Raw genomic sequence first — 19,806 nt, 5'->3', positions numbered from 1 at the left:
CCGTGTCCGGCTCATCGTCGGCGACACACCAATCCAGAACCCACTCCCGCAGACACTTACCGCTTAACCTGCAGAAACAGGATCACGCGAAGATCGATTCATACACCACGTCCGTGGACGTGACCCCGCGGGGCTTCCGTTCCTCGGGCCTGGCGGCCCTGCGGTACGGGTCCCCTTGCCATCGGATGGATGAGCTGGTCCCGTGCGGTGAGGTGCTGTACAGCAGCGGAATACAGCAACGCTGCCGCATAAGAGCAGGCACCATCAGCCAGCACCTGCGAGTTGACCAGGAGGAGGAATGCTCGACGTTGTGGCTGGCTCCCGTTTGCAAGCAGGAAGTGGGAGTCAGGAGTTCGAACCTCCTACAGACGTTTGTCTTCCGCCGCGGCGGCCTCGGCCTCGGAGAGACCGATCTCGGGTGAGGAGATGGGGAAGAAGTCGGGAGTAGGGCCGGCCACGCTGAGGCCGCCGGGGGACCAGCCGTCCATCATGAGGCGCCACGGCTCCGCTCCAGCGGCAACAAGGGCTCGGGCGTCGTCGGTGCGGCCTTCGAAGACGGCCATCCAGAGCGCGGTGCGGCCTCGATGTTCGCCGTCGACATCGTCGACGCGCGCAGCCAACTCGGCGACCACTTCAGGCGTTCCCTGCTCAGCCGCGATGTGCAGCGGCTTGTCAAAGATGTTTACGCCGGGGTTGGGATCCGTGCCTGCGGCGAGCCGGTCGCGGATCAGGCCGGGGCCTGTCCATCCGTCATGGCCGACGATCCACCATCCGATGTCATCGGTAGCAGCCATGGCAACTCCTTGGACAACGCAGGGACACAGGCGTTACTGATCATGGCCTATATAGGGCCGTCAATTTTGGTTGACGCCTCGCGAGATATCGGAGACCTGTCGGGACAGGCCCGTGATTCCAGGTACTGTGATCTTGCTAACGCGGATGCTAACAACAGCCGTGGAGGATCTCGTTCTCACTCGTAATGAAGGGGTCCGGGGAACCGAACTCGACGCTCCGTCTGCACCCGCTACACCGGTTGAATGCGTAGAGTCTCTGGGTCGTGTACCGCCTCGCGGTGGGTCGTCGGTGTACGAGGTGATGAGAGGCAGCGTACGGTTTACCGGCTAAGCCAGGCATAGCTATCCTTCGGAGCATCGTGGCCTTGAATGGAGGCCTGACTCGGACGCTGGAGTGGGGGCTTCGCCAGATGAGAGGCTGGATGGATCGTGTCGCATTAGTTCGTGCGGCGGGGGCCCTACTGCTTGTGATCGCATTTGGCCTGATTTGGGGTTCGCCCAAGGAGGAAACGCCTGAGCGACCCGCGCAGCTCCCGGCGTTGCCGGGCTTGGCATCAGTCGATGAGGTCTGGCCCGAAGCCGTCACTATAGTGCCTGCCGAACGAAGGGACGGGACTTGGCTGTGGCCAGTCGGGGCACTCGACAAAGATGAGCTGCTCTTGATGACTCATGAGTACCGTCCGGAATTCATCAGCTTCAATACGAGAAACCAGGAGCAACGCATCTTAGCGCGAGCGCCCAAATGGGCGATGTGTGGTGGCTGCTTCGAGGTCCAGGAAACAGCACTTGGAACTACGCACGTGGCGTGGCTCGTCAAGGGGTACGCTCCTGGAGCCTCTCCCGGCGGGCAGCGTCACTATGAGCTGTGGGCCATGCCTCGAACAGGCGGAACCATGCATATGGTGGCGCGCTTGCCGGCAACGGCTCAAGCCGATGAAGCCTATGTTGACGGTTTCCAGCTCATCGGCGAGCAGGCTGTTTGGTGGGGATACGACGGCGACATCTGGCGGGTCCCGCTCACCGGCGGAATTCCAGAGCAGGTCCTTCCGGATAGAAGGCTCCGAGTGAGCTCGTGGCCGTGGGCCTACGACGAGTACGAGCGCACCGTAGTCAATCTCGACACGCACCGGCAGCTCGAAGTAACCGAGGTCGACGATCTCAATCACCGTCTTGCCTGCGGGCCTGTTTGGTGTGTTGGGGAGGATTGGCAGGAATTGTGGAAGATCACGCAGGCGACAGTGTTGCGGGTAGATGGTTCCGATCGCACTACCGTGCCGGGAGACGCACTCATGCTGAGACCACTGATTCGTGACCGGCTTGCCCTCCTTGGCATCCCCACGGTCGAAGGAGACGACTCCATTCCCAAGACCTGGGGAGCTACGACACTTGGACATGTCGCCCAGGTTTACGATCGCTGCACGCGTCAGGCTGCTTTACTCGGGTCCTACGGCTTGACGAAGGCAGAGATGCCATGGAGGGAAATCAAGAGCGGCGCATGGACGCCGGACGGACCGGTTCTGTACTGGAGAACCACTCGCGACCGATTCGTAGTCGCTGACTTGGCCCATATTGCCTCCTCTCCGTGCACAACATGAGACGCCAAAGTGCTCAGATGATCACCACGTGAACGGCTTGGGTGACGGCAAAACTGTCCTCGGTCACTCATCCACCCGCTATACCGGCCACCGTCGACACCACTTCGCATATCGACCCGCGGCGGTTAGGGCGATCGGCGCTTGGGCCTTCCTTTATCGACCTCCGGAACCGGGCGGCCATGGCTGAAGTGACAGCAGCACTGACAACAACGTCCCCTCACGTCAACACATCCGGCAACCATGCACGCACACCTGCCCATGGTCTCGATCACCCGAGCTGGGTGATGCTCCGTCTGAGAAGCGGAAGGTCAGGCTGCCGCGGGGCTTCCGTTCCTCGGGCCTAGCGGCCCTGCGGTACGGGTCCCTTGCCACCAGATGAGCGGGCTGGCCGCTTGCAGTGGTAGTGGCCCTGTACAGGAGGGGCGTACAGCAACGGGAACACACACGAGCGCCCGGCGCCATATACCACCGACTGCTTAACCAGGACGTAGGGCACCTGACGTTGTGACCGGGCTCCCGTTTGCAAGCAGGAAGTCACGAGTTCGAATCTCCTAGGCTCCACCATCGAAGGGGCCCGGTAGGTGGGCCGGGCTCACCCACCCGTTGCCTGGTTACACGGTGGGCTGGCTGGTGCCCGCCTCGAGCGGTCCTCGCTGTTGCTCGGGCTGTCCTTCCTGGGGTGCGCCTGGCGCGCACAACGGTCTTCCTATGGGGCGCTTCGCGCACGGGGCTCAGCCGCCGCTTCCAGTCGAGCGGAGCCTCGAACTCTGTATGCCTTCCCCTCGCTCAGACTCCTCCCATTTGCGCTCAGATTGTTCGCTCATCCTTCAGTCCTTCAGGCCGGCATGCGGAAAGACCGCCATGGTCCGTAGCCCTGGCCGGCCGGCGGCGAGCGCCGGGAAACTGAGCAGGTCGGCGGCGGCTCGCTGTCGCCCGTTATCCGCCGAGCCGGATGATGCCGCGGGAAGCGGCGACTGTCACCGCGGCCGTCCGGTCAGCCACGCCAAGCTTGGCGAAGACGTGCAGCAGGTGGGTCTTGACCGTGGCCTCGCTGATGCACAAGTGCCCGGCGATGGCCTTGTTGCTCATCCCTCGGGCGACCGCGCCGAGGACCTCGATCTCGCGGCCGCTGAGCGTATCGGGCGCGTCGGCGCGTGCCCACGACAGCACTCGCGTCACGATGGGCGGCGACAGGGTGCTCTCGCCTCGCGCCGCTGCCCGGATCGCGTCGAACAGCTGCTCCCGGCCGGTGTCCTTGAGCAGGTAGCCGATGGCTCCGGCGTGGATGGCGCGGGAGATGTCGCCGTCGGTGTCGTAGGTGGTCAGGACGATGACCTTGGCGTCCGGGTCGTGCTCACGGATCCGGCTGGTCGCCGTGGCGCCGTCGATCTCGGGCAACTGCAGGTCCATCAGCGTGACGTCGGGCCGCAGGGCGCACGCCAGCCGTACCGCGTCCGTGCCGGAGATCGCCTCCCCGACCACTTCCATGTCGTCCTGGGTGCCGAGCATCGCGCGGATGCCGTCGCGGACCACGGGGTGGTCGTCAACGATCAGGACCCTGATCGTCATCGTGCTCCGCTCAGCGCCACCGCCGGAAGGCGGGCCACGACCGTGGTGCCCGCCCCTGGGGCACTTTCCACGAGAAGGGTGCCGCCGAGGCGTTCCATGCGCTCCCGCATGATCGAGAGGCCGTGTCCGGAGGCAGCCCGTAAGGGCTCGAAGCCGTCGCCGTCATCGTGAACGTCCAGCACGATCAGATCCTCCATGTACGAAAGGGTGAGTGTGACCTGACCGGCGTGGGCGTGGCGGCGGGCGTTGGCGACCGCCTCCTGCGCCACGCGCAGCAGCTCCTCCTGGACCTGGGCGTCCAGCGGCCGGACCGTACCGGTGATCACGGTGTGCGCGTCGACGCCGGTCTCGTCCGACAGGCGGCCGGACAGCCCCTGCAGGGCCTCCGGCAGGCCGCACTCGTCGAGCTGGCCGGGCCGCAGGGCGCGTACCACCCGGCGGCTCTCCGCGACGTTCTCTCGCGCGGCCCGCAGCGCCTGGGTCAGATGCTTGTTGTCGGGCAGGGTCGCCTGCGCGGCCTCCAGCAGCATCACCACGCTCGCGAACCCCTGGGTCAAGCTGTCGTGGATGTCACGGGACAGCCGTTGTCGCTCGGCCGCCACACCCGCCTGCCGTTCGGCCGCCGCCCGCGCTTCCTGCGCGGCCTGCAACTGCTCGATGAGCCGCTTGCGCTCGGCGCTCTGCCGCGACACCGAACTGAAGTATCCGACCGCGGTCGCCGTGCTGATCGCGATCAGGCTGGCGATGGCGATCTCGGTCCAGGTGACCGCCCCGGTCGCGTGAAAGCGATGCCACAGCCACCCACCGGCGCACGACACCACCGCGACACGACCGACCCGCACGGCGTCCATGCAGTACGGCACGAGCACGGTCAGCGCGACCACCAGGAAGGAGGAGTCGATCACGAACAGCCCCAGCCAGATCAGCCCGCCGCCGAGCACGTACGGCAACGGCACGTCGTCCAGGGGCGGGGTGCGCAGCACGAACCACACGGCGTACCAGGCGGCCAGGCCGGCGACGAGCACCACCGGCAGCACCTGGCCGGCCTCCGTCAGGGGCCCGGCCGAGGTGAGCACCAGCCACGAGACGAAGAAGGCATGCTGCCACCGGCGCCGCGACCGCTCCCAGGTCTCCACACCGCTGAACATAATCAGCTGCCCGTCTGCCCGCCATCAACCAGTCGACTGATCGGTGAATCGGCGGACCGCTCGATGTGCGCGTTGCCGTGCCGGAACCAGACTCGATCCCGTGATCGCCATCCCCAGCCCCAGCCAGGCCGTCTGGCACCTTGGCCCGATCCCGATCCGCGCCTACGCCCTCCTGATGCTGCTCGGCGTCCTCGTCGGCATCTGGGTGACCCGGCGCCGCTGGGTCGCTCGCGGCGGCGAGAGCGGCACGATCGGCGACATCGCCACCTGGGCTGTGCCGTTCGGCCTCGTCGGCGCCCGCCTCTATCACGTGGCCACTGCCTGGCAGCAGTATTTCGGTCCCGGCGGGGAACCGCTGCGCGCCCTGGCGATCTGGGAGGGCGGCATCAGCATCTGGGGCGCCGTCGCCGGCGGCGCGGTCGGCGCATGGCTCGCCTGCCGTCGACGGGGCATCCCGTTACGCGACTTCGCCGACGCCGTCGCACCCGGGCTCGCGCTCGGCCAGGCGATCGCCCGCTGGGGCAACTGGTTCAACCAGGAGCTGTACGGCGGGCCGACGACCCTGCCCTGGGCGCTGGAGATCGATCCCGCCCACCGGCCCCCCGGCATGGAGTCCACGGCCACCTACCATCCGGCCTTCCTGTACGAGTCGCTGTGGAACCTGGCCGTGGCCGGATTCGTCGTCTGGGCCGAACGGCGATTCCGGCTCGACCGTGGCCGGACATTCGCGCTCTACGCCGCCGCCTACACCACCGGTCGCGCCTGGATCGAGTGGCTCCGTATCGACCCCTCCCCGCACCTCCTCGGCCTGCGCCTCAACGACTGGACCGCCCTGCTCTGCTTCACGGCCGCGATCATCTACCTCACCGTGAACCGGCCGCGGTCGTCCACCCTGTCGTGAGCTGTCCTTTGTATGCCATCGCTACGATGTGCCTGCTCGGCGATCTTCAGGGCGGACACCTTGTACGTGATTTATCGATCGTGGAATCAAGGGATATTGGGCAAGTCGGTACGGCACCTGGCCGAGCCGACGGTGCTGGGCTGGATCCGCGACGTTTGGCACGACGTTTCGGCCGAGGACGCCTATGACTGGCTCAACCGCGAGCTCGGCACGACCGTCTATGGGCTGGACGACCTTTTCTCCAAGGGAGAACCACCCCCGCAATCCATGCAGGAACTGCGTACCCTGGCCAGAACGCGGCTCCCGGACACCTACCAGTGCAACGTCGACGAGCACAGCATGCGCGTTCTCGCCAACGGGCTCGACTACGACGTGGCCTATTACCTCGTGGACGACGCCGCCGTCGCGGCCGATCCCGAACGGTGGTCCTTCGCCGTACATGACGGGCCGCTACCCGAAGCGGCCGGCCCCCCGCCGGGGGCCGCGGCGTTCACGGCACCGACAAAGGTCACCGAATTGACCGACCGCCCGCCGTCCGCGGAAGCGGAAGTGGAAGGGGAAGTGGAAGGGATCGTGTACGCCGTTCTGCTCACCTGCAAAGCAACGCACGACAGCATCGGGTGGAATCCCACTTACGCATTACCGGGTGTCCGACTCCCGCAGTTCGGCGCGGCGCTGCGCGATCTCGACACGTCCACCGAAGAATGGCCACTGGAACTGAAAGTTCTCCGCCTGCTGATCGGGCCCGCCGAGGACGGCATCGCGACCGCGCTCGAGCGTTGCAACCGCTGGCCTGACTACAGGGAAATCTCCAAGGACCAGCCTGGCCCGCCGGACTCCCATGCCGCGGCACTGCGCCTCATCGAGACCGTCCCACCCGAGCTTGCGAATCACCGCGAACGCACCGTCATCCAGGTGGGCGAGCAAGTGGCGCAGATGTTGATCCAGGACGGCCACGACTGCTTCGAGCAGTGGTTCTTCTTCGACGATCGATGGGCCGCCGCCCACCCTGACCTGGCCGCATCGCTGATCTGGTTCGCCTACCACTGGGATCCGCTCTGCTCGCGCCCTCACCTGTATCTGACCCCATGCTCCGACAACCGGATCCGGTATGTAGCCGTGGTCGGCGAAGACGGTCAGACGTACGTTCGAGAGGCCGAGCCCCGGGACGAGCCGCGGGTGTGGGACCTTCGCCGATGGTCCTACGAGAGACCACCGGGGGACGTGACCACCGGGGAAGTGCTCGGCACCGTGGAGATCAAGCTCCAGGAGCCGTCACCTGACTCAGGTAAGTTCACCGAGCTCGAGATCACCCGCACCCGTCACGGGCAGGCAGTCGCCGCGATGCTCGCCCGTCATGTCCTCCGCGACCTGCAACGCGCCGCGATCACCCGCATCACCGGCTGGCTCCCCGACGACTCCCGATATCCGCACGGCCGCCGCTTTCTCCGCATGCTCGGTGAGATCCACAAGCCCGATGACGGGCGCAGCGTTCTGGTCATCCGGTAACGATTGGCGGGAACAAGGGTTGAGGCCCAGGCTTACTGCGGCCTCATCACGGGAAACATTGCAAGCTCACCCCAAGGTTATTCTGTTGATATCTTCCGATCTCGCTGCACACCTTCTGCGCCAGGTCCCGGTATTTTCTGAGGGCTCCCATATCTTTTCCCCACTCGCAGTAAATCGCGTTGGATGTCCTCGACTAATCCGAGTAGAAATTCAGCCACCGCGCGCCGGTCGGCGGCTTGTTCGATGAGAGGGAAGTTCACCCCCATCACATTGATATGTTCGTTGAACTTTTCACGGTCGGCCGGGCGCATCGAGGTGGCGGTTGAACGCTCCAGGATGGAGTGCCAGTTGTACGAGTTGATGAACCAAGGCTCATCTTCTGTGAAGATCACGACCGCGGACATCATGCAACCATCTCTGAGTATGAGGGGCTTCTCTCCTGGCCTTGGCATGGTAGCTGGCGAGAGCGGCAGATTTGCGGCCCCGGGCAGGGAGTGCTGACCACGGCTTTGGGCGTCGTGGCCATGAATGCGTGGATGGCCGGCCGCCAATTCGTGGCGACAGCCTGTGGTTTACTGGCGCGATGATCAAGTCGCCGCCGGCTCAGGGAATGACGAGGAACGTCTGGCTGATCCTGGTCCTCATCGGACTGAGCGCCGTCTTCCCTTCGGGCTGCACGGTCTTGGAGGTGGCTGTCGGCGAGGACCTTTGTCAGGAACGGGCGGATTACGAGAACGCCCTTGTTCGGGAGGTTCTTGGTCCCGTTCTTGCCCAGGCGGGATTGGCCGCGTCCATGGAAGACCAGAGCGACTGCGATTCCTCAACGTACGGATCGCATGTCTTTGTTCAGATTGAGAACGTGAAGCCGAAGGAGGTCGTGGCGGCTTTCCGGAAGGCCGGCTGGAGCAGCAGACCTGCCTCCGAGCGCGGCCAGGGCTGCGAGGCGGGTTGCGACGCATACGACCTGACCAAGAAGTTCGGGGAGCGGGTTGTCGAGGCATCGGTCGAGGGATCCCGCGAGGTGAAGATCTGGTCCTCGGCGGCCGACGACTGCTGGGATTCCGACGGCTATAGGTGCCCCAACGGGTAGAGGCGCCCCGCCTTTGCTCCGTACGTGAATATGCGAGGGAGACCGAGACTGCCTCCGCATCTTGCTTGCTGGAACGGGCCCGCGAGCGGGAGGGAGTTGCTGGATCGGCCCTGCCGTGCGTGTCCGGCCGGCACGTCGGCCGCGAAGGCTACGACTACGCGCACCACGGCCGAGCAGGAACTCCCTCAACCGGCTTCGTCCCCGCCAGGTTCGTCGACCAGGTCTGCCCGCTCGGCCGGTGCCCGCGCGTGTGGCTTCTGTCCGTTCTCGCGTCTCTGCAGCTGAACGACGCCCTGACCGCCGCGTCGCAGCGCGGAGCCGCGATTCTCGGGATCGCAACCTCGGCGGGCGCCCGGTTCGAGTCCTTCGCCGAACCCTTCTCCCCGTGACCGAGGTCCGCCGGAAGGCCATCGAGCAGGGGGGCTGAATTTCGCCGCCGCGCGTAGGGCATCGGTGTGGGTGGCGGGTGACCAGTGGCAGGACGTGGCGGCAATTCCCCCGTACAGGGGAGGTGCCTCCCTCTCGCACGGGAGTGAGGTCGCACGTGCGGTGGTTACGGTCGCAGGCATGGCTGATTCCGTTCGTCCACAGGCACGTTCGCGACACTGGCCGGCGTACGCGCTGGTGGTGCTCTTCCTCGGGTACGCCGCCGGCAAGGCCGTCTTCGCCCTGGAGGCCCGGCTCGGGTTTCCGGGTGGGCCGCCCGTGTCGGCGGCCGAGACCGCGGGCTACTTCATGGACGCGGCCGTGGGCCAGTGGCTGGCGAGCGCGTCCGGCCTGCTCGCGGCCTGTGTGGCCGTCGCCACGGTCACGGCGCCGGGGCGCAGGGCGCCGAGAGGATTGATGGTGTTCGTCCTGGGCGTGATGCTGCTGGCCGTGATCGGTGGTGGGGGGACCATGGCTTTGGACGCGTTCGTCGGGATCGGCGTGGGGTGGCAGTGGTACCACGGGGTTCTTGGGGCGGTCGCGATCGGGCTGTCCCTGGAGATGGTCAGGTCCTACGTGGTGAGGACCCGACGTGGCGTGGCGTGATGGGGCGCGGCTGGGTGCGTACGGGGCGGCGGTGTGCTCCGCGCTCTACGGGGCGATGAAGCTCGCCCAGGCGTTGGGGGCCGACGCGCTGGCCGACAAGGATCCGCTGCCACCTGAGCTGCGCGAGCGGCTGCTCGCCCGTGATCCGCTGTTCGTGACGAGCCACTGGGTGCTGGCGGGTGCCGCGGTGGCCGGGATCATCGTCGCGCTGGCCACCGTACGGCCCTGGGGTGCGGTCGTTCCGCGCCGGCTGCTGCTCGCGATGACATGGACGGTGGGGATCTTCATGATCGCCCGGGCCGTCGGGGTCGTGGGGTTCGGCTTCGTCGGGGACACGTTGCTGCTGACCGGGGTCCGCCCCGCACCGGCCGGGCAGGCGGCACTGGCTGGTGAACTGGCACGCTGGGATCTGCTGCTGTGGTCGCCGTTCTTCCTGCTGTGGGGCGCCTGCTGGATGGCGGCTGGGCGGGCGCGGAGCGCTCACCGCGAAGGCGCGCTCCATCGCTCCGGTCAATCGGGGAAATCGGGGAAATCGTAGTGAAGGAGATCGCCGGGCTGGCAGTCCAGCTCGCGGCAGAGCGCGGAGAGCGTGGAGAAGCGGATCGCCCGCGCGCGACCGTTCTTCAGGATCGACAGGTTCACGATCGTCACACCGACCCGCTCGGCCAGCTCGGTCAGGGTGAGCCCGCGTTCGGCCAGCAGCTTGTCCAGGTGGACGGTGATGCGGTGGTCGTCTTCGGGTGGCATCAGACCAGACCCTGGAGGTCGGCGCGGAGCCTGCTGCCCTGGCGGAAGAACTCGGCCAGGGCCAGGACGCCGAACCCGACGAACATGGCCCAGCGGTAGTCCTCCGCGGCGTGCAGGTCCGTTCCCTGCAGCGGGGTGCCGGCGACCAGCGTACGAAGGACCCATTCGTCCACCCCTGGGATCGCGGCGACGCCGAGCACGAGAAAGCCGATCACGGCGAGCCTTCTGGCGTTTTTCGGCGTGAAGGGATCGCCCGTGTGGAAGCTGCGCATCAGCCGGAGGAGGAACACCGCGACGACACAGAGCAGCAGCGTCAGCAGCAGCTCGGGCAGGATCAGGAGGAAGCTCTGCCAAGGGGTCGGCTCGGTGATGGTCAGGGTGGCGTTGAAGGCGGGCCTGACGAGGCTGACGGTGCCCGGAGGGCTGCTGGTCAGGGGTGCCGGGTCGCCGGCCGTCGTGGCGTTCGCGTAGACGTCGGTGGAGACGTGACGCGTGCTGGTCCTGGACTCGCTGAAGATCGCGTAGAAGGCGCCCAGGAGCATGACCATGGCGAAACCCAGTCCCAGCCAGGCGCTCAGTTCGAGGATCCGGATGCTCGTCGGTGGTTTGGCCATGGCGGGGCTCCTACGCTCGTATATCGACCATCGATAACAACGATAAACGATAATTGCCGCTGATGTGGGCTATCGCGACGGCGGCCGAATATCATCGGCGCCCGCGGGGATGTCGCTAGGCATGGGGAATAGCGCGAGCCTTCTGACGCGGGCAGTCCAGGTCGTCGTACTCACTCTTCTGATCAGCCCGATCACCGTGGTCCTCGCCACCGGGCGGGCGGCGGCGGAGCCGTACGAGCGATCCCGCGCCGCGGCCCTGGCCGCCCGCCAACTGGCCCAGCTGAAGGTCGCCAGGCCCTTATCCATCCGCGGCTACAGCCGCAAGCGGTTCCAGCCCCTGTGGGGACACCACAAGGGGAAGTGCGACACCCGCGAGACGGTCCTGGCGCGGGACGGGCGGCACGTACGCAGGAACGCCGCCTGCCACCCGGTGAAGGGCACGTGGTACAGCCCGTACGACGGCAAGCGCCTCAAGAGCGAGAAGCTGGTGGACGTCGACCATGTCGTGCCACTGGCGTACGCCTGGCGTTCCGGCGCCAAGAGGTGGAGCCCGGCCCGGCGCCGCGCCTTCGCCAACGACCTCGTCCGCCCCGAACTGATCACCGTCAGCCACTCCGCCAACATCGCCAAGGGCGGCCAGGGCCCGCAGAGCTGGCGCCCGCCGCGCCGCGCCTACTGGTGCCGCTACGCGACCTCGTGGATCACGGTGAAGCACCACTACCGGCTGTTCGTGACGCGGAAGGAGAGGACCGCCCTGCTCAACATGCTCCGCACCTGCCGCACCTGACGGTCGCACCGGCCAGACCAGAAGCTCCCACGTTGTTACGATCCTCCGCATGCGCAGCGCGGACACGGCGGTCGACGGAGAGGACGTGCGTCGAATCGTCATGCTGGCCATCGACGCTCTGAGGGGCACGGACCCCCAGGCGTGGGACGCCAAGGCCGGCACCCTGGAGTGGACGTGCTGGGAGACGCTCGAACATCTGGCCGACGACCTGTTCACCTATGCCGCCAGGTTCGGGCCGGCGAAGCCGCCGATGTCCGCGTTGCTGCCGTTCCGGACGAGCAGCGACCGGACCGGCGGACCGGCGAACGTCTTCTTCGTCGACCGGGCCGCGGGCCCCGATGGCCTCATGGCCATCGTGGAGGCGTGTGCCGGCCTGCTCGCGTCCGTCCTGCGCACCGCCCCCTCGACCACCGTCGCCTACCACGTCTTCGGCCCGTCGGACCCGGCGGGCTTCGCCGCGATGGGCGTGGTCGAGACCCTCGTCCACACCCATGACGTCGCTCAGGGGCTGAACGTCGAGTGGTCACCGCCGAGGGGGCTGTGCGAGCGGGTGCTGAGGACGCTCTTTCCCCATATCGCCATCGACGGTGACGCCTGGGAGGTCCTGTTGTGGGCGACCGGCCGCGTCGCCCTTCCCGACCGCCCGCGATTCACCGAGTGGCGCTGGTACGGCACGCGGCGCGGATGACCGCCCGCCACGCGGCCCCACGAACGAACGCAACCCGCGAGCCCTCTTCGGGATAGAGAAGGTGTCCAGCACCCTCAACACGGAGGAAGCGCTCATGAAGGGACCCACCACCCCACGGCTACGGCGAGAGTGGTGAGTCGGCCCGCGGAGAAGCTCGACGACGCGGAAATCGTCGCCGCCTCCTTGGAGGACCCCGAGGCGTTCGGCGAACTGTTCCGCCGCCACGCGCCGCGACTTCACGCCTACCTCAAGCGCCGCCTCGGGCTCGCGCTCGCCGATGACGTCGTGGCGGAGGCGTTCGCCACCGCGTTCCGGCAGCGGGGGCGGTTCGACGGGCGGGCGGAGTTCGCCGCGTGGCTCTGGGGCATCGCCGGCAATCTGATCGCCAAGCACCACCGGCAGGAGACCCGGATGTACCGGGCGTTCGCCCGAACGGGCGTGGACCCCGCGGAGGACGGCGTCGCCGAGCTGGTCAGCGACCGGATGGCCGCCGCGGCGTACGGCCCTCGCCTGGCGAAGGCGCTCGCCTCACTGAGCTCCCAGGACCGCGACGCCGTTCTGCTGCTGGCCTGGGGCGAGCTGTCGTACGCCGAGATCGCGACGATCCTGGAGCTGCCCCTCGGCACCGTCAAGGCCAAGATTCATCGGGCACGGACGAAGCTCCGCAAAGCCCTACCCGGGGAGAACAACGATGGATGAGCTCGACGCGCTCCGGCAACTGCGGACGACCCTGGCCCGCGAGGAGACCCCCGAACACCTCGCCCTGCGTACGAACTGGCGATCCGACCCCCCGCCCCGCATCCGCCGCACGCTCAGAATCTCCCTGGTGAGCGCGATCGCGACGGCCGCCCTGGTCGCGGGGACCATGGCCGCCGTCTCCCTGGCGCCGCCCGGCGACCGGCCGATCCGGCCGAACCGGCCGAGCGAGAGTCCGCCCGGCAACGCGCTGCTGGTGGCCGCCGCCAACGTACGGAAGGGTCCGCTCGGCGCGTACTGGCACACCACCCGCATCACCGGAAAGATCTACGCGGTCGGCGACAGCGCGGCGGACCACTACAAGGTCGAGTCGAGGATGCGGTACGACACGTGGACCGACCGGAGCGGCGCGGCCTGCCGCACCCACGAGGACCTGCCCGCCCGCCCGTGGACCGCCCACGACAGGCGGAAATGGCAGGAGGCGGGGTCCCCCATGAAGGTACGGGTCCCGACCCCGCAGGGGCGGGGCACCCTCTTCCTGGAAGCCGCGAACAGGGAGCCGGCCTGCCGCAGGGTCGCCGATCAACGATTCTTCGGCCTGACACCGCGGCAGCTCGCCGCCCTCCCCACCCAGCCGGAGCAGTTGGAGAACGCCCTGCTGAACCTCAAGGGCGACTGGGAGGCGTACGCCCCGAAGGTCACGAGGCAGCCGATCCGGGCCCTGCCGGAGGACAAGCGCGTCCGGGCCCTGAGCGACGTGGCCGGCACGCTGCTGGCCGGGGCACCCGTCCCGCCGGAGGTGCGGGCGGCCGCGTTCCGGATGCTCGCCACCCTGCCCGGCGTCCGGGTCGAGGGCAGGGCGGCCGATCCCTTGGGCCGCCCCGGAGTGGTGATATCCCTCCCGCTGGAGACCACCATCCCCCTCGGCCTCTCCACCGTCCCCGAGCAGCTGGGCACCTACCGACGCCAGTGGATCATCAACCCCGACGACGGAACGCTGCTGGCCATGCGGGACCTCGTGGCCACCCCGCCCCGGGGCTCCCGGAGCCTCCCGCCGGGCGACGACGGCCGGCCCCGCCGCCTGACCGTGGGAAGCCAGCCGGACCGCTTCCACCAGCCTGGCGAGGTGTCGGAGTACGAGACGTACGAGATCACGGAGTGGACCGACACGGCACCGAACTGAACGGCGACGGCTTCGTACGGTGTCTGCTCGTTGATCTCGTGAAGGCGGCACGTCCTCGATCGTGACGGCGTAGGTCGCCGGTGGGGTGGTGACCTGTGGGAACGGCGGCGCTCCCGGGAAGTCCTCCGGGGCGGGCGCCCGGCCGCCGAAACGGTGAGAATTGCGCCGGCGGGCCCGCTGCCGGAAGAAGCAGCAGGCCACGGACACGGCGTGCAGGGGCGCCCACGGCTCCCGTGTTCCGGCGGGCCCGGCGCTGAGGCATGGACGCGCTCTCCCTGGCCCGGCTGGAGTTCGGGCTGACGACGAGCAGGCATTTCCTGTTCGTCGCCCTGACACTCGGTCTCGCGCCACTGATCGCGTTCCTGCAGACCGTCTGGGTCGTGCGGGGCGAGCCCCACTACGAACGGCTGACGAAGTTCTGGGGGCAGATCTATCTCGTCAACTACGGCCTCGGCATCATCTCCAGGCTGTTGCTGGGCAGCGGGTCGTTTTCGCCCTGCGATGAAGCCCACCGGCCGGGCCGTGGCGGGCGGCTAGCCTCGCAGCATGACCTGGGAGCCCACCGCAGCCGGCGTGCTGCGCCTGCCCTCGGGCCGCCTCGTCCGCGGCCGGGGCCTGAGACACCCGCTGCCGCCCGGCCCGCGACCCACCTTCGCCCTCTACCTCCTGGGCAAGCGCCCGTCGCAGGTCGAGTGGGAGCACCGGTGGGTGCGCTGGCCCGACTTCCGGCTCCCCACCGATCGCGAGGCGGCCGCCGAGGCCCTGCGCGAGGCGTGGGAGCGGGCCGCCTCCGAGCGCGTCGAGATCGCCTGCGGCGGCGGGCGCGGCCGCACCGGCACCGCCCTGGCCTGCCTGGCCGTGCTCGACGGGGTCCCGAACGACCAGGCGGTGGCCTACGTGCGCGAGCACTACGCGAAACAGGCGGTCGAGACCCCGTGGCAGCGCCGCTACGTCACCCGATTCCCACCGACCACGAACAACCTGTGACCGGCTACTCGACCGTCCGTAAGATCTTCTCGATCGCCGCCGCCCGGGAGCGCAGCTCCGCCAGGTCGGCGGCCACCCGCTGCTGGGCGTCCATCGTGTTCTCGGCCAGCTGCTCGAACCGTTGCACGAGGCGGCGCAGGTCGTCGGCCTGGTCGGCCTGGAGCCTGGCCTTGCGGGCGTCGAACATGCCCACGACGAACAGGCTGATCAGGAACGTGACCAGGATCAGCACGCCGAGGTAGAAGATCACCTCGGGCCAGGACAGTGCCATCAGGAGCCCTCCTCCGGGTCCGGTCTGGTGAGTGTCTTGGCCGCCTCGGCCAGCGCCGGCGCGGTCAGGTGCAGACTGAAGTCGGTGACCTCGTAATACTTCATGGCCTTGCCGTCGTTCGACAGCTCCAGGCTGCCGGTGATCAGACCGGCGGCCTCCAGCCGGCGCAGGTGCATGTGCAGCAGCGGGCGGCTCACCCCGATCACGCGGGCCAGGTGGCTCACGTAGTCGCGCCCCTCGGCCAGCTCAGCGATGATGCGCAGCCGCAGCGGGTTGGCCAGCGCCGCCAGCATCTCGACCAGGGCGTCGCCCGTCGGCCCGGCCTCGGTCATGGCATCCCGTCACGTGTCAGCGCTGCTGTACACGTGAAACCGTAGCAGCGGGCGCCGATGATCGACCATCTGCGCGGGCGGCCCGGAACGGCGTCCGGGCGCCGAGCGTCAGTCCCACCGCCAGGCACACCAGCGGGATCGCCGGGATGACGTACCGCACGTCGAAGGCCGCCAGGAACGGCGGCGAGACGACCAGCGCGAGCGCGGCGACCCCGGGCAGCAGCGCGTCCCACCGTCGTCGGACCAGCGCGGCCACCAGCGTCCCGCCCAGGGCCAGCATGAGCAGCGGGAACGGCACGTACCCGAACCGCTGGTACGCCCGCAGCCACCCGGCGAACGGCTCCACCACCCGCGTGGCCGCCGGACCCCCCTCGTACGACTCAGCCACGCCCCGCACCGACTCGCTCAGCGGCCGCTCGGCGGAGGGAAGCTTGTACGGCGTCTTCTCGTCCACGGCCGTACGCTCCCAGCGCAGCAACTGCTTGAGATCGGTCGCGACCGCCCCCAGGTAGTCACCCGGCTGCGCGAGGATCGCCGCCCTGGCGAACTCCCCGGCGAGCTGGTTGCGGTTGGCCGTCCCGGGCACCTTGAGCAGCGGCGAGAAGCTCTCCCACAACCAGTACGGCGGATAGGGCCGCTGCTCGACCGGCATGTTCGGGCACAGCACGGCCAGCCGCTCGGGCGGCTTGATCACCGCGCAGTCGGCGAAGCTCATGGTCCTGGACCACAGGAAGTTCCCGTCGGCCTCGGTCAGGCCGAACTTGTCCTTCTCCACCTTCATCCAGGTGGCGTACGCGCCCAGCGGGATCGCCCCGGCCACCAGCAGCGCCACCAGCGGACGCCAGCCGTACCGCCTGATCAGCAGGTACGCGGCCGTCAGGAGCAGCAGCGGCAGGCCGACCGTCCTGGTGATCCCGGCCAGGCCGAGCAGCAACCCGCCCACGGCGGCCGTCGTGGGCGTGACCCGCCAGACGATCAGCGCGATCGCGACCGTGATGAGCGCGACGAAGATCGCGTCCGCCATGATCATGTGTTCGAGGAGCACGAGGAACTCGTCGTACAGCAGCGGCGTCACCAGCAGTGCGGCGCCCCAGCCGGGCAGGCCGCGGCGGCGCAGCAGCGCGTACACCGCCACCGCGAGCGCCAGTCCCAGCAGGTGCTGCAGGACGGTCACCAGGGTGAGGCTGTGCGCGGGCCGCAGCAGGGCCAGGAGCAGGGAGTATCCCGAGGGCCGTGTCGTCCCGGGCGTCAGCTCCTCGCGCAGGAAGGCGAAGGAGTCGCCGTAGAACAGCAGCGCCGGAGGGAAGCCCAGGACGGCGAGCACGCGCAGCCCGATCGCGGGCAACATGGCGATGACCAGGGCGCGATGGGACAAGGCAGATCCGCTTCCTCGTGTGTCGGAGCCCCCACCCTACGGACCCCCACAGTACGGGCCCCCACAATAGTGGACAGAACCCGCCGATCGGCCGGCGCCGTTGCCGCCCGGAGAGCCTTGTCGCGGACATTACCGAATGACATTCTGGAATTGAGTATGGTGCCGCGCAATCCTCCGGAGGGATGCATGACCGTCGCCGACCGTCCCAGCATCGACAAGGACGCCCTTCGCCGAAAATATCGCGAAGAGCGCGACAAGCGGCTTCGACCGGACGGCAACGACCAGTACCTCCGCCTCACCGGCCGCTTCGCCCACTACCTCGACGACCCGTACACCCCCGTCACCGAACGCGCCCCGAAGACCGACCACGTGACGGTCGCGTTCATCGGCGGCGGCTTCGCCGGGCTCGTCACCGGCGCCCGCCTGAGGGAGGCCGGGATCGAGGACGTGCGCATCGTGGAGAAGGGCGGCGACTTCGGCGGCACCTGGTACTGGAACCGCTACCCGGGCGCGCAGTGCGACACGGCCTCGCTCGTGTACATGCCGCTGCTCGAGGAGACCGGCCACATGCCGACCGAGAAGTACGCGCACGCCCCCGAGATCCTCGAGCACTGCCGCCGCATCGGCAAGCACTTCGGCCTGTACGACAACGCGCTGTTCCACACCGAGGTGGTCGATCTGACCTGGGACGAGACGCGCTCACGCTGGACCCTGCGGACCAACCGCGGCGACGCGTTCACCGCCCAGTTCGTCGCCATGGGCATCGGCCCCCTCCACGTGCCCAAACTCCCCGGAATCCCGGGCATCGAGGACTTCCGCGGCCACTCGTTCCACACGAGCCGCTGGGACTACGCCTACACGGGCGGCGACCCCTCGGGTGCGCCCATGGACCGGCTGGCCGGCAAGCGGGTGGCCGTCATCGGCACGGGCGCGACGAGCGTGCAGTGCGTGCCGCACCTGGCGCGGGCCTGCGAGGAGCTGTACGTCTTCCAGCGCACCCCGTCGAGCGTGGACGTGCGGGACAACCGGCCGATCGACCCCGGCTGGTTCGCCACGATCGCGACGCCGGGCTGGCAGCAGCGCTGGCTGGAGAACTTCACGGCCAACCAGACCGGCGGCCCGGCCGACGAGGACCTGGTCATGGACGGCTGGACCGACATCTCCCGCCGCTTCCGCAGCAGGATCGGGGCGATCCCGCCCGAGGAGCTGACCCAGGAGAACATGCTGGCCGCGTTCGAGGACGCGGACTTCGAGAAGATGGAGGAGATCCGCGCCCGCGTGGACGCCGTCGTCGCCGACCCGGAGACCGCGCGGGGGCTGAAGGCCTGGTACCGCCAGCTCTGCAAGCGGCCCTGCTTCCACGACGAATACCTCCAGGCGTTCAACGTCCCCGGCACCCACCTGGTCGACACCGACGGCAAGGGCGTCGAGCGGATCACGGAGAAGGGCGTGGTGGCGGCGGGCCGGGAGTACGAGGTCGACTGCGTCATCTACGCCTCGGGCTTCGAGGTCGGCACCCACTACACCCGCCGCGCCGGCTACGACATGACCGGGCGCGGCGGGGTCCGGCTGTCGGACCACTGGGCGGAGGGCATGCGCACGCTGCACGGCATCCACGTGCACGGCTTCCCGAACGCCTTCCTCGTACAGCCGACGCAGGGCGCCAACCTCATCTCCAACATCCCGCACAACCTGACGGAGGCGGGCAAAACCATCGCCACGACGGTCAGGCATGCCCTCGACCACGGCTACGCGGTGGTCGAGGCCACGGCGGAGGCCGAGGAGTCCTGGGTGCAGCTGATCCTGTCGGGGGCCGGCCGGCTCCTGGGCTCCCCGGACTGCACGCCCGGCTACTACAACAACGAGGGACAGGAGCTGGGCAGGCAGGGGCAACTCTTCGTCGGCCACCCGCACGGGGCGATGGCGTACTTCGCCTTCATCGACCGGTGGCGCGCCTCGGGCGCGTTCGAGGGCCTCGAGTTCAGGCCCTAGCGGAGCCGGCCCCGGCTAGTACCTTCGTCCAGCATGAGCTACGACCTGTATTTCGCGCGCCGCGAGCCCGGCCAGTCCTGGGACGCGGCGCTGGAGGCGATCGACGAGCGGGAGGAGCCCCTGCCACCCGACCTCGCCGCCTGGGACAAGATCGTCACCCGGACCCGCGAGCTGCTCGGCGAGGTGCGCATCGTGGAGTACCCGCCGAACTGGGAGCTCGATCACGAGGCGACCGGCATCTCGGTGAACCACTGGGAGGGCGACTGGGAGATGAGCGTTCCCTACTGGACCCATGGCGACGAGGCGCGCCGGGTCCTCGGGCTGCTGTACGAGGTGGCGTCCGTGGTGGAGCGCGAGTCCGGGCTCGAGTGCTTCGACCCGCAGCTCGGGATGCCGGTGTCGGAGGTCACGGACCCGGGGCGGGCGGTGGCGATGTTCGACGCCGTTGCGGACCGGTTCGGGCGGCGGGGGAGCGTGGAGGCAGATATCTGAACGA

The 19,806-nt window shown here is 68.3% G+C and carries 23 protein-coding genes and 1 pseudogene; 15 read left to right on the top strand and 9 right to left on the bottom strand.

Annotated elements, in window-relative coordinates; genetic code table 11:
* Positions 1-362: 362 nt before the first annotated feature.
* Positions 363-794 carry an ankyrin repeat domain-containing protein gene (locus ACTWPW_RS07845; protein ID WP_443168296.1) on the bottom strand — a complete coding sequence of 144 codons (432 nt, stop codon included), beginning with the start codon at positions 792-794 and terminating at the stop codon, positions 363-365.
* Between the two features lie 422 nt (positions 795-1,216).
* Between ACTWPW_RS07845 and ACTWPW_RS07840 the strand changes: the two genes are divergently transcribed.
* Positions 1,217-2,389, top strand: coding sequence for a hypothetical protein (locus ACTWPW_RS07840; protein WP_443168295.1), 1,173 nt, complete (start codon positions 1,217-1,219; stop codon positions 2,387-2,389).
* Positions 2,390-3,325: 936 nt separating this feature from the next.
* On the opposite strand, the gene ACTWPW_RS07835 is transcribed toward ACTWPW_RS07840, so the two are convergent.
* A complete protein-coding gene (locus ACTWPW_RS07835) occupies positions 3,326-3,958 on the bottom strand; it encodes a response regulator (RefSeq protein WP_375110399.1) in 633 nt (210 codons plus the stop codon).
* Entirely contained in the window at positions 3,955-5,094 is a 1,140-nt protein-coding gene (locus ACTWPW_RS07830) for a sensor histidine kinase (RefSeq protein WP_375110398.1), read from the bottom strand. Before ACTWPW_RS07830 ends, ACTWPW_RS07835 begins: the two co-directional genes overlap by 4 nt.
* A gap of 112 nt (positions 5,095-5,206) precedes the next feature.
* Between ACTWPW_RS07830 and lgt the strand changes: the two genes are divergently transcribed.
* Together lgt and ACTWPW_RS07820 are read left to right on the top strand one after the other, a co-directional pair.
* The gene (gene lgt / locus ACTWPW_RS07825; RefSeq protein ID WP_375110397.1) at positions 5,207-6,007 is read left to right on the top strand and encodes a prolipoprotein diacylglyceryl transferase; all 801 of its coding nucleotides are present in this window, start codon (positions 5,207-5,209) and stop codon (positions 6,005-6,007) included.
* Positions 6,008-6,067: 60 nt separating this feature from the next.
* On the top strand, positions 6,068-7,516 hold the full coding sequence (locus ACTWPW_RS07820) for a hypothetical protein (RefSeq protein ID WP_443168294.1): 1,449 nt from the start codon (positions 6,068-6,070) through the stop codon (positions 7,514-7,516).
* Between the two features lie 77 nt (positions 7,517-7,593).
* Here the strand turns inward: ACTWPW_RS07820 and ACTWPW_RS07815 are convergent, their stop codons facing one another.
* The gene (locus ACTWPW_RS07815) at positions 7,594-7,923 is read right to left on the bottom strand and encodes a hypothetical protein (RefSeq protein WP_443168293.1); all 330 of its coding nucleotides are present in this window, start codon (positions 7,921-7,923) and stop codon (positions 7,594-7,596) included.
* A gap of 176 nt (positions 7,924-8,099) precedes the next feature.
* Between ACTWPW_RS07815 and ACTWPW_RS07810 the strand changes: the two genes are divergently transcribed.
* The 4 genes from ACTWPW_RS07810 to ACTWPW_RS07795 all read left to right on the top strand — a co-directional run bounded on the left by ACTWPW_RS07810 (position 8,100) and on the right by ACTWPW_RS07795 (position 10,176).
* Positions 8,100-8,606 carry a hypothetical protein gene (locus ACTWPW_RS07810; protein ID WP_443168292.1) on the top strand — a complete coding sequence of 169 codons (507 nt, stop codon included), beginning with the start codon at positions 8,100-8,102 and terminating at the stop codon, positions 8,604-8,606.
* Between the two features lie 119 nt (positions 8,607-8,725).
* On the top strand, positions 8,726-8,995 hold the full coding sequence (locus ACTWPW_RS07805) for a hypothetical protein (protein WP_443168291.1): 270 nt from the start codon (positions 8,726-8,728) through the stop codon (positions 8,993-8,995).
* Between the two features lie 178 nt (positions 8,996-9,173).
* Positions 9,174-9,638, top strand: a complete 465-nt coding sequence (locus ACTWPW_RS07800; RefSeq protein ID WP_443168290.1) for a hypothetical protein — start codon at positions 9,174-9,176, stop codon at positions 9,636-9,638.
* Positions 9,625-10,176, top strand: coding sequence for a DUF3995 domain-containing protein (locus tag ACTWPW_RS07795; RefSeq protein ID WP_443168289.1), 552 nt, complete (start codon positions 9,625-9,627; stop codon positions 10,174-10,176). Before ACTWPW_RS07800 ends, ACTWPW_RS07795 begins: the two co-directional genes overlap by 14 nt.
* On the opposite strand, the gene ACTWPW_RS07790 is transcribed toward ACTWPW_RS07795, so the two are convergent.
* Positions 10,149-10,385, bottom strand: a complete 237-nt coding sequence (locus ACTWPW_RS07790; RefSeq protein ID WP_443168288.1) for a helix-turn-helix domain-containing protein — start codon at positions 10,383-10,385, stop codon at positions 10,149-10,151. The two genes, ACTWPW_RS07795 and ACTWPW_RS07790, sit on opposite strands and share 28 nt — an antisense overlap.
* Positions 10,385-10,999: a DUF2975 domain-containing protein gene (locus ACTWPW_RS07785; RefSeq protein WP_375110389.1), complete on the bottom strand. Its 615-nt coding sequence runs from the start codon at positions 10,997-10,999 to the stop codon at positions 10,385-10,387. The genes ACTWPW_RS07790 and ACTWPW_RS07785 overlap by 1 nt, the downstream gene beginning before the upstream one ends.
* Positions 11,000-11,120: 121 nt before the next feature.
* Here ACTWPW_RS07785 and ACTWPW_RS07780 point away from each other — a divergent pair, with 121 nt between their 5' ends.
* The 6 genes and pseudogenes from ACTWPW_RS07780 (at position 11,121) to ACTWPW_RS07755 (ending at position 15,340) form a co-directional block, all read left to right on the top strand.
* Complete coding sequence (locus ACTWPW_RS07780) at positions 11,121-11,786, top strand: HNH endonuclease family protein (protein WP_375110388.1); 666 nt, start codon at positions 11,121-11,123, stop codon at positions 11,784-11,786.
* A 49-nt stretch (positions 11,787-11,835) separates the two neighbouring features.
* Entirely contained in the window at positions 11,836-12,474 is a 639-nt protein-coding gene (locus ACTWPW_RS07775) for a maleylpyruvate isomerase N-terminal domain-containing protein (RefSeq protein ID WP_443168287.1), read from the top strand.
* 132 nt (positions 12,475-12,606) lie between these two features.
* On the top strand, positions 12,607-13,173 hold the full coding sequence (locus ACTWPW_RS07770; RefSeq protein WP_443168286.1) for an RNA polymerase sigma factor: 567 nt from the start codon (positions 12,607-12,609) through the stop codon (positions 13,171-13,173).
* Entirely contained in the window at positions 13,166-14,353 is a 1,188-nt protein-coding gene (locus tag ACTWPW_RS07765; RefSeq protein WP_443168285.1) for a CU044_5270 family protein, read from the top strand. Before ACTWPW_RS07770 ends, ACTWPW_RS07765 begins: the two co-directional genes overlap by 8 nt.
* Before the next feature lie 260 nt (positions 14,354-14,613).
* Positions 14,614-14,814 (top strand): annotated as a pseudogene (locus tag ACTWPW_RS07760) (cytochrome ubiquinol oxidase subunit I); the annotation flags it as partial.
* An 85-nt stretch (positions 14,815-14,899) separates the two neighbouring features.
* Positions 14,900-15,340, top strand: a complete 441-nt coding sequence (locus ACTWPW_RS07755) for a protein-tyrosine phosphatase family protein (protein ID WP_443168284.1) — start codon at positions 14,900-14,902, stop codon at positions 15,338-15,340.
* 4 nt (positions 15,341-15,344) lie between these two features.
* Here the strand turns inward: ACTWPW_RS07755 and ACTWPW_RS07750 are convergent, their stop codons facing one another.
* From ACTWPW_RS07750 to ACTWPW_RS07740, 3 genes are read right to left on the bottom strand one after another with little or no spacing between them, the layout of a single operon-like run.
* Positions 15,345-15,611: a hypothetical protein gene (locus tag ACTWPW_RS07750; RefSeq protein ID WP_375110383.1), complete on the bottom strand. Its 267-nt coding sequence runs from the start codon at positions 15,609-15,611 to the stop codon at positions 15,345-15,347.
* Entirely contained in the window at positions 15,611-15,943 is a 333-nt protein-coding gene (locus tag ACTWPW_RS07745) for an ArsR/SmtB family transcription factor (protein WP_375110382.1), read from the bottom strand. The genes ACTWPW_RS07750 and ACTWPW_RS07745 overlap by 1 nt, the downstream gene beginning before the upstream one ends.
* Positions 15,944-15,959: 16 nt before the next feature.
* Positions 15,960-17,318 (bottom strand): hypothetical protein, encoded by a 1,359-nt coding sequence (locus tag ACTWPW_RS07740; protein WP_375110381.1) that lies wholly within the window; start codon positions 17,316-17,318, stop codon positions 15,960-15,962.
* Positions 17,319-17,504: 186 nt separating this feature from the next.
* Here ACTWPW_RS07740 and ACTWPW_RS07735 point away from each other — a divergent pair, with 186 nt between their 5' ends.
* Complete coding sequence (locus ACTWPW_RS07735) at positions 17,505-19,310, top strand: flavin-containing monooxygenase (RefSeq protein ID WP_443168283.1); 1,806 nt, start codon at positions 17,505-17,507, stop codon at positions 19,308-19,310.
* Between the two features lie 33 nt (positions 19,311-19,343).
* Complete coding sequence (locus tag ACTWPW_RS07730; protein WP_443168282.1) at positions 19,344-19,802, top strand: hypothetical protein; 459 nt, start codon at positions 19,344-19,346, stop codon at positions 19,800-19,802.
* The last annotated feature ends 4 nt before the right edge of the window (positions 19,803-19,806 follow it).

The sequence above is a fragment of the Nonomuraea sp. KM90 genome, from assembly GCF_052246675.1.
GTDB lineage: Bacteria > Actinomycetota > Actinomycetes > Streptosporangiales > Streptosporangiaceae > Nonomuraea.
The sequence above is the reverse complement of the archived record's forward strand: the minus strand, read 5'-3'. Positions and strand labels throughout refer to the sequence as shown.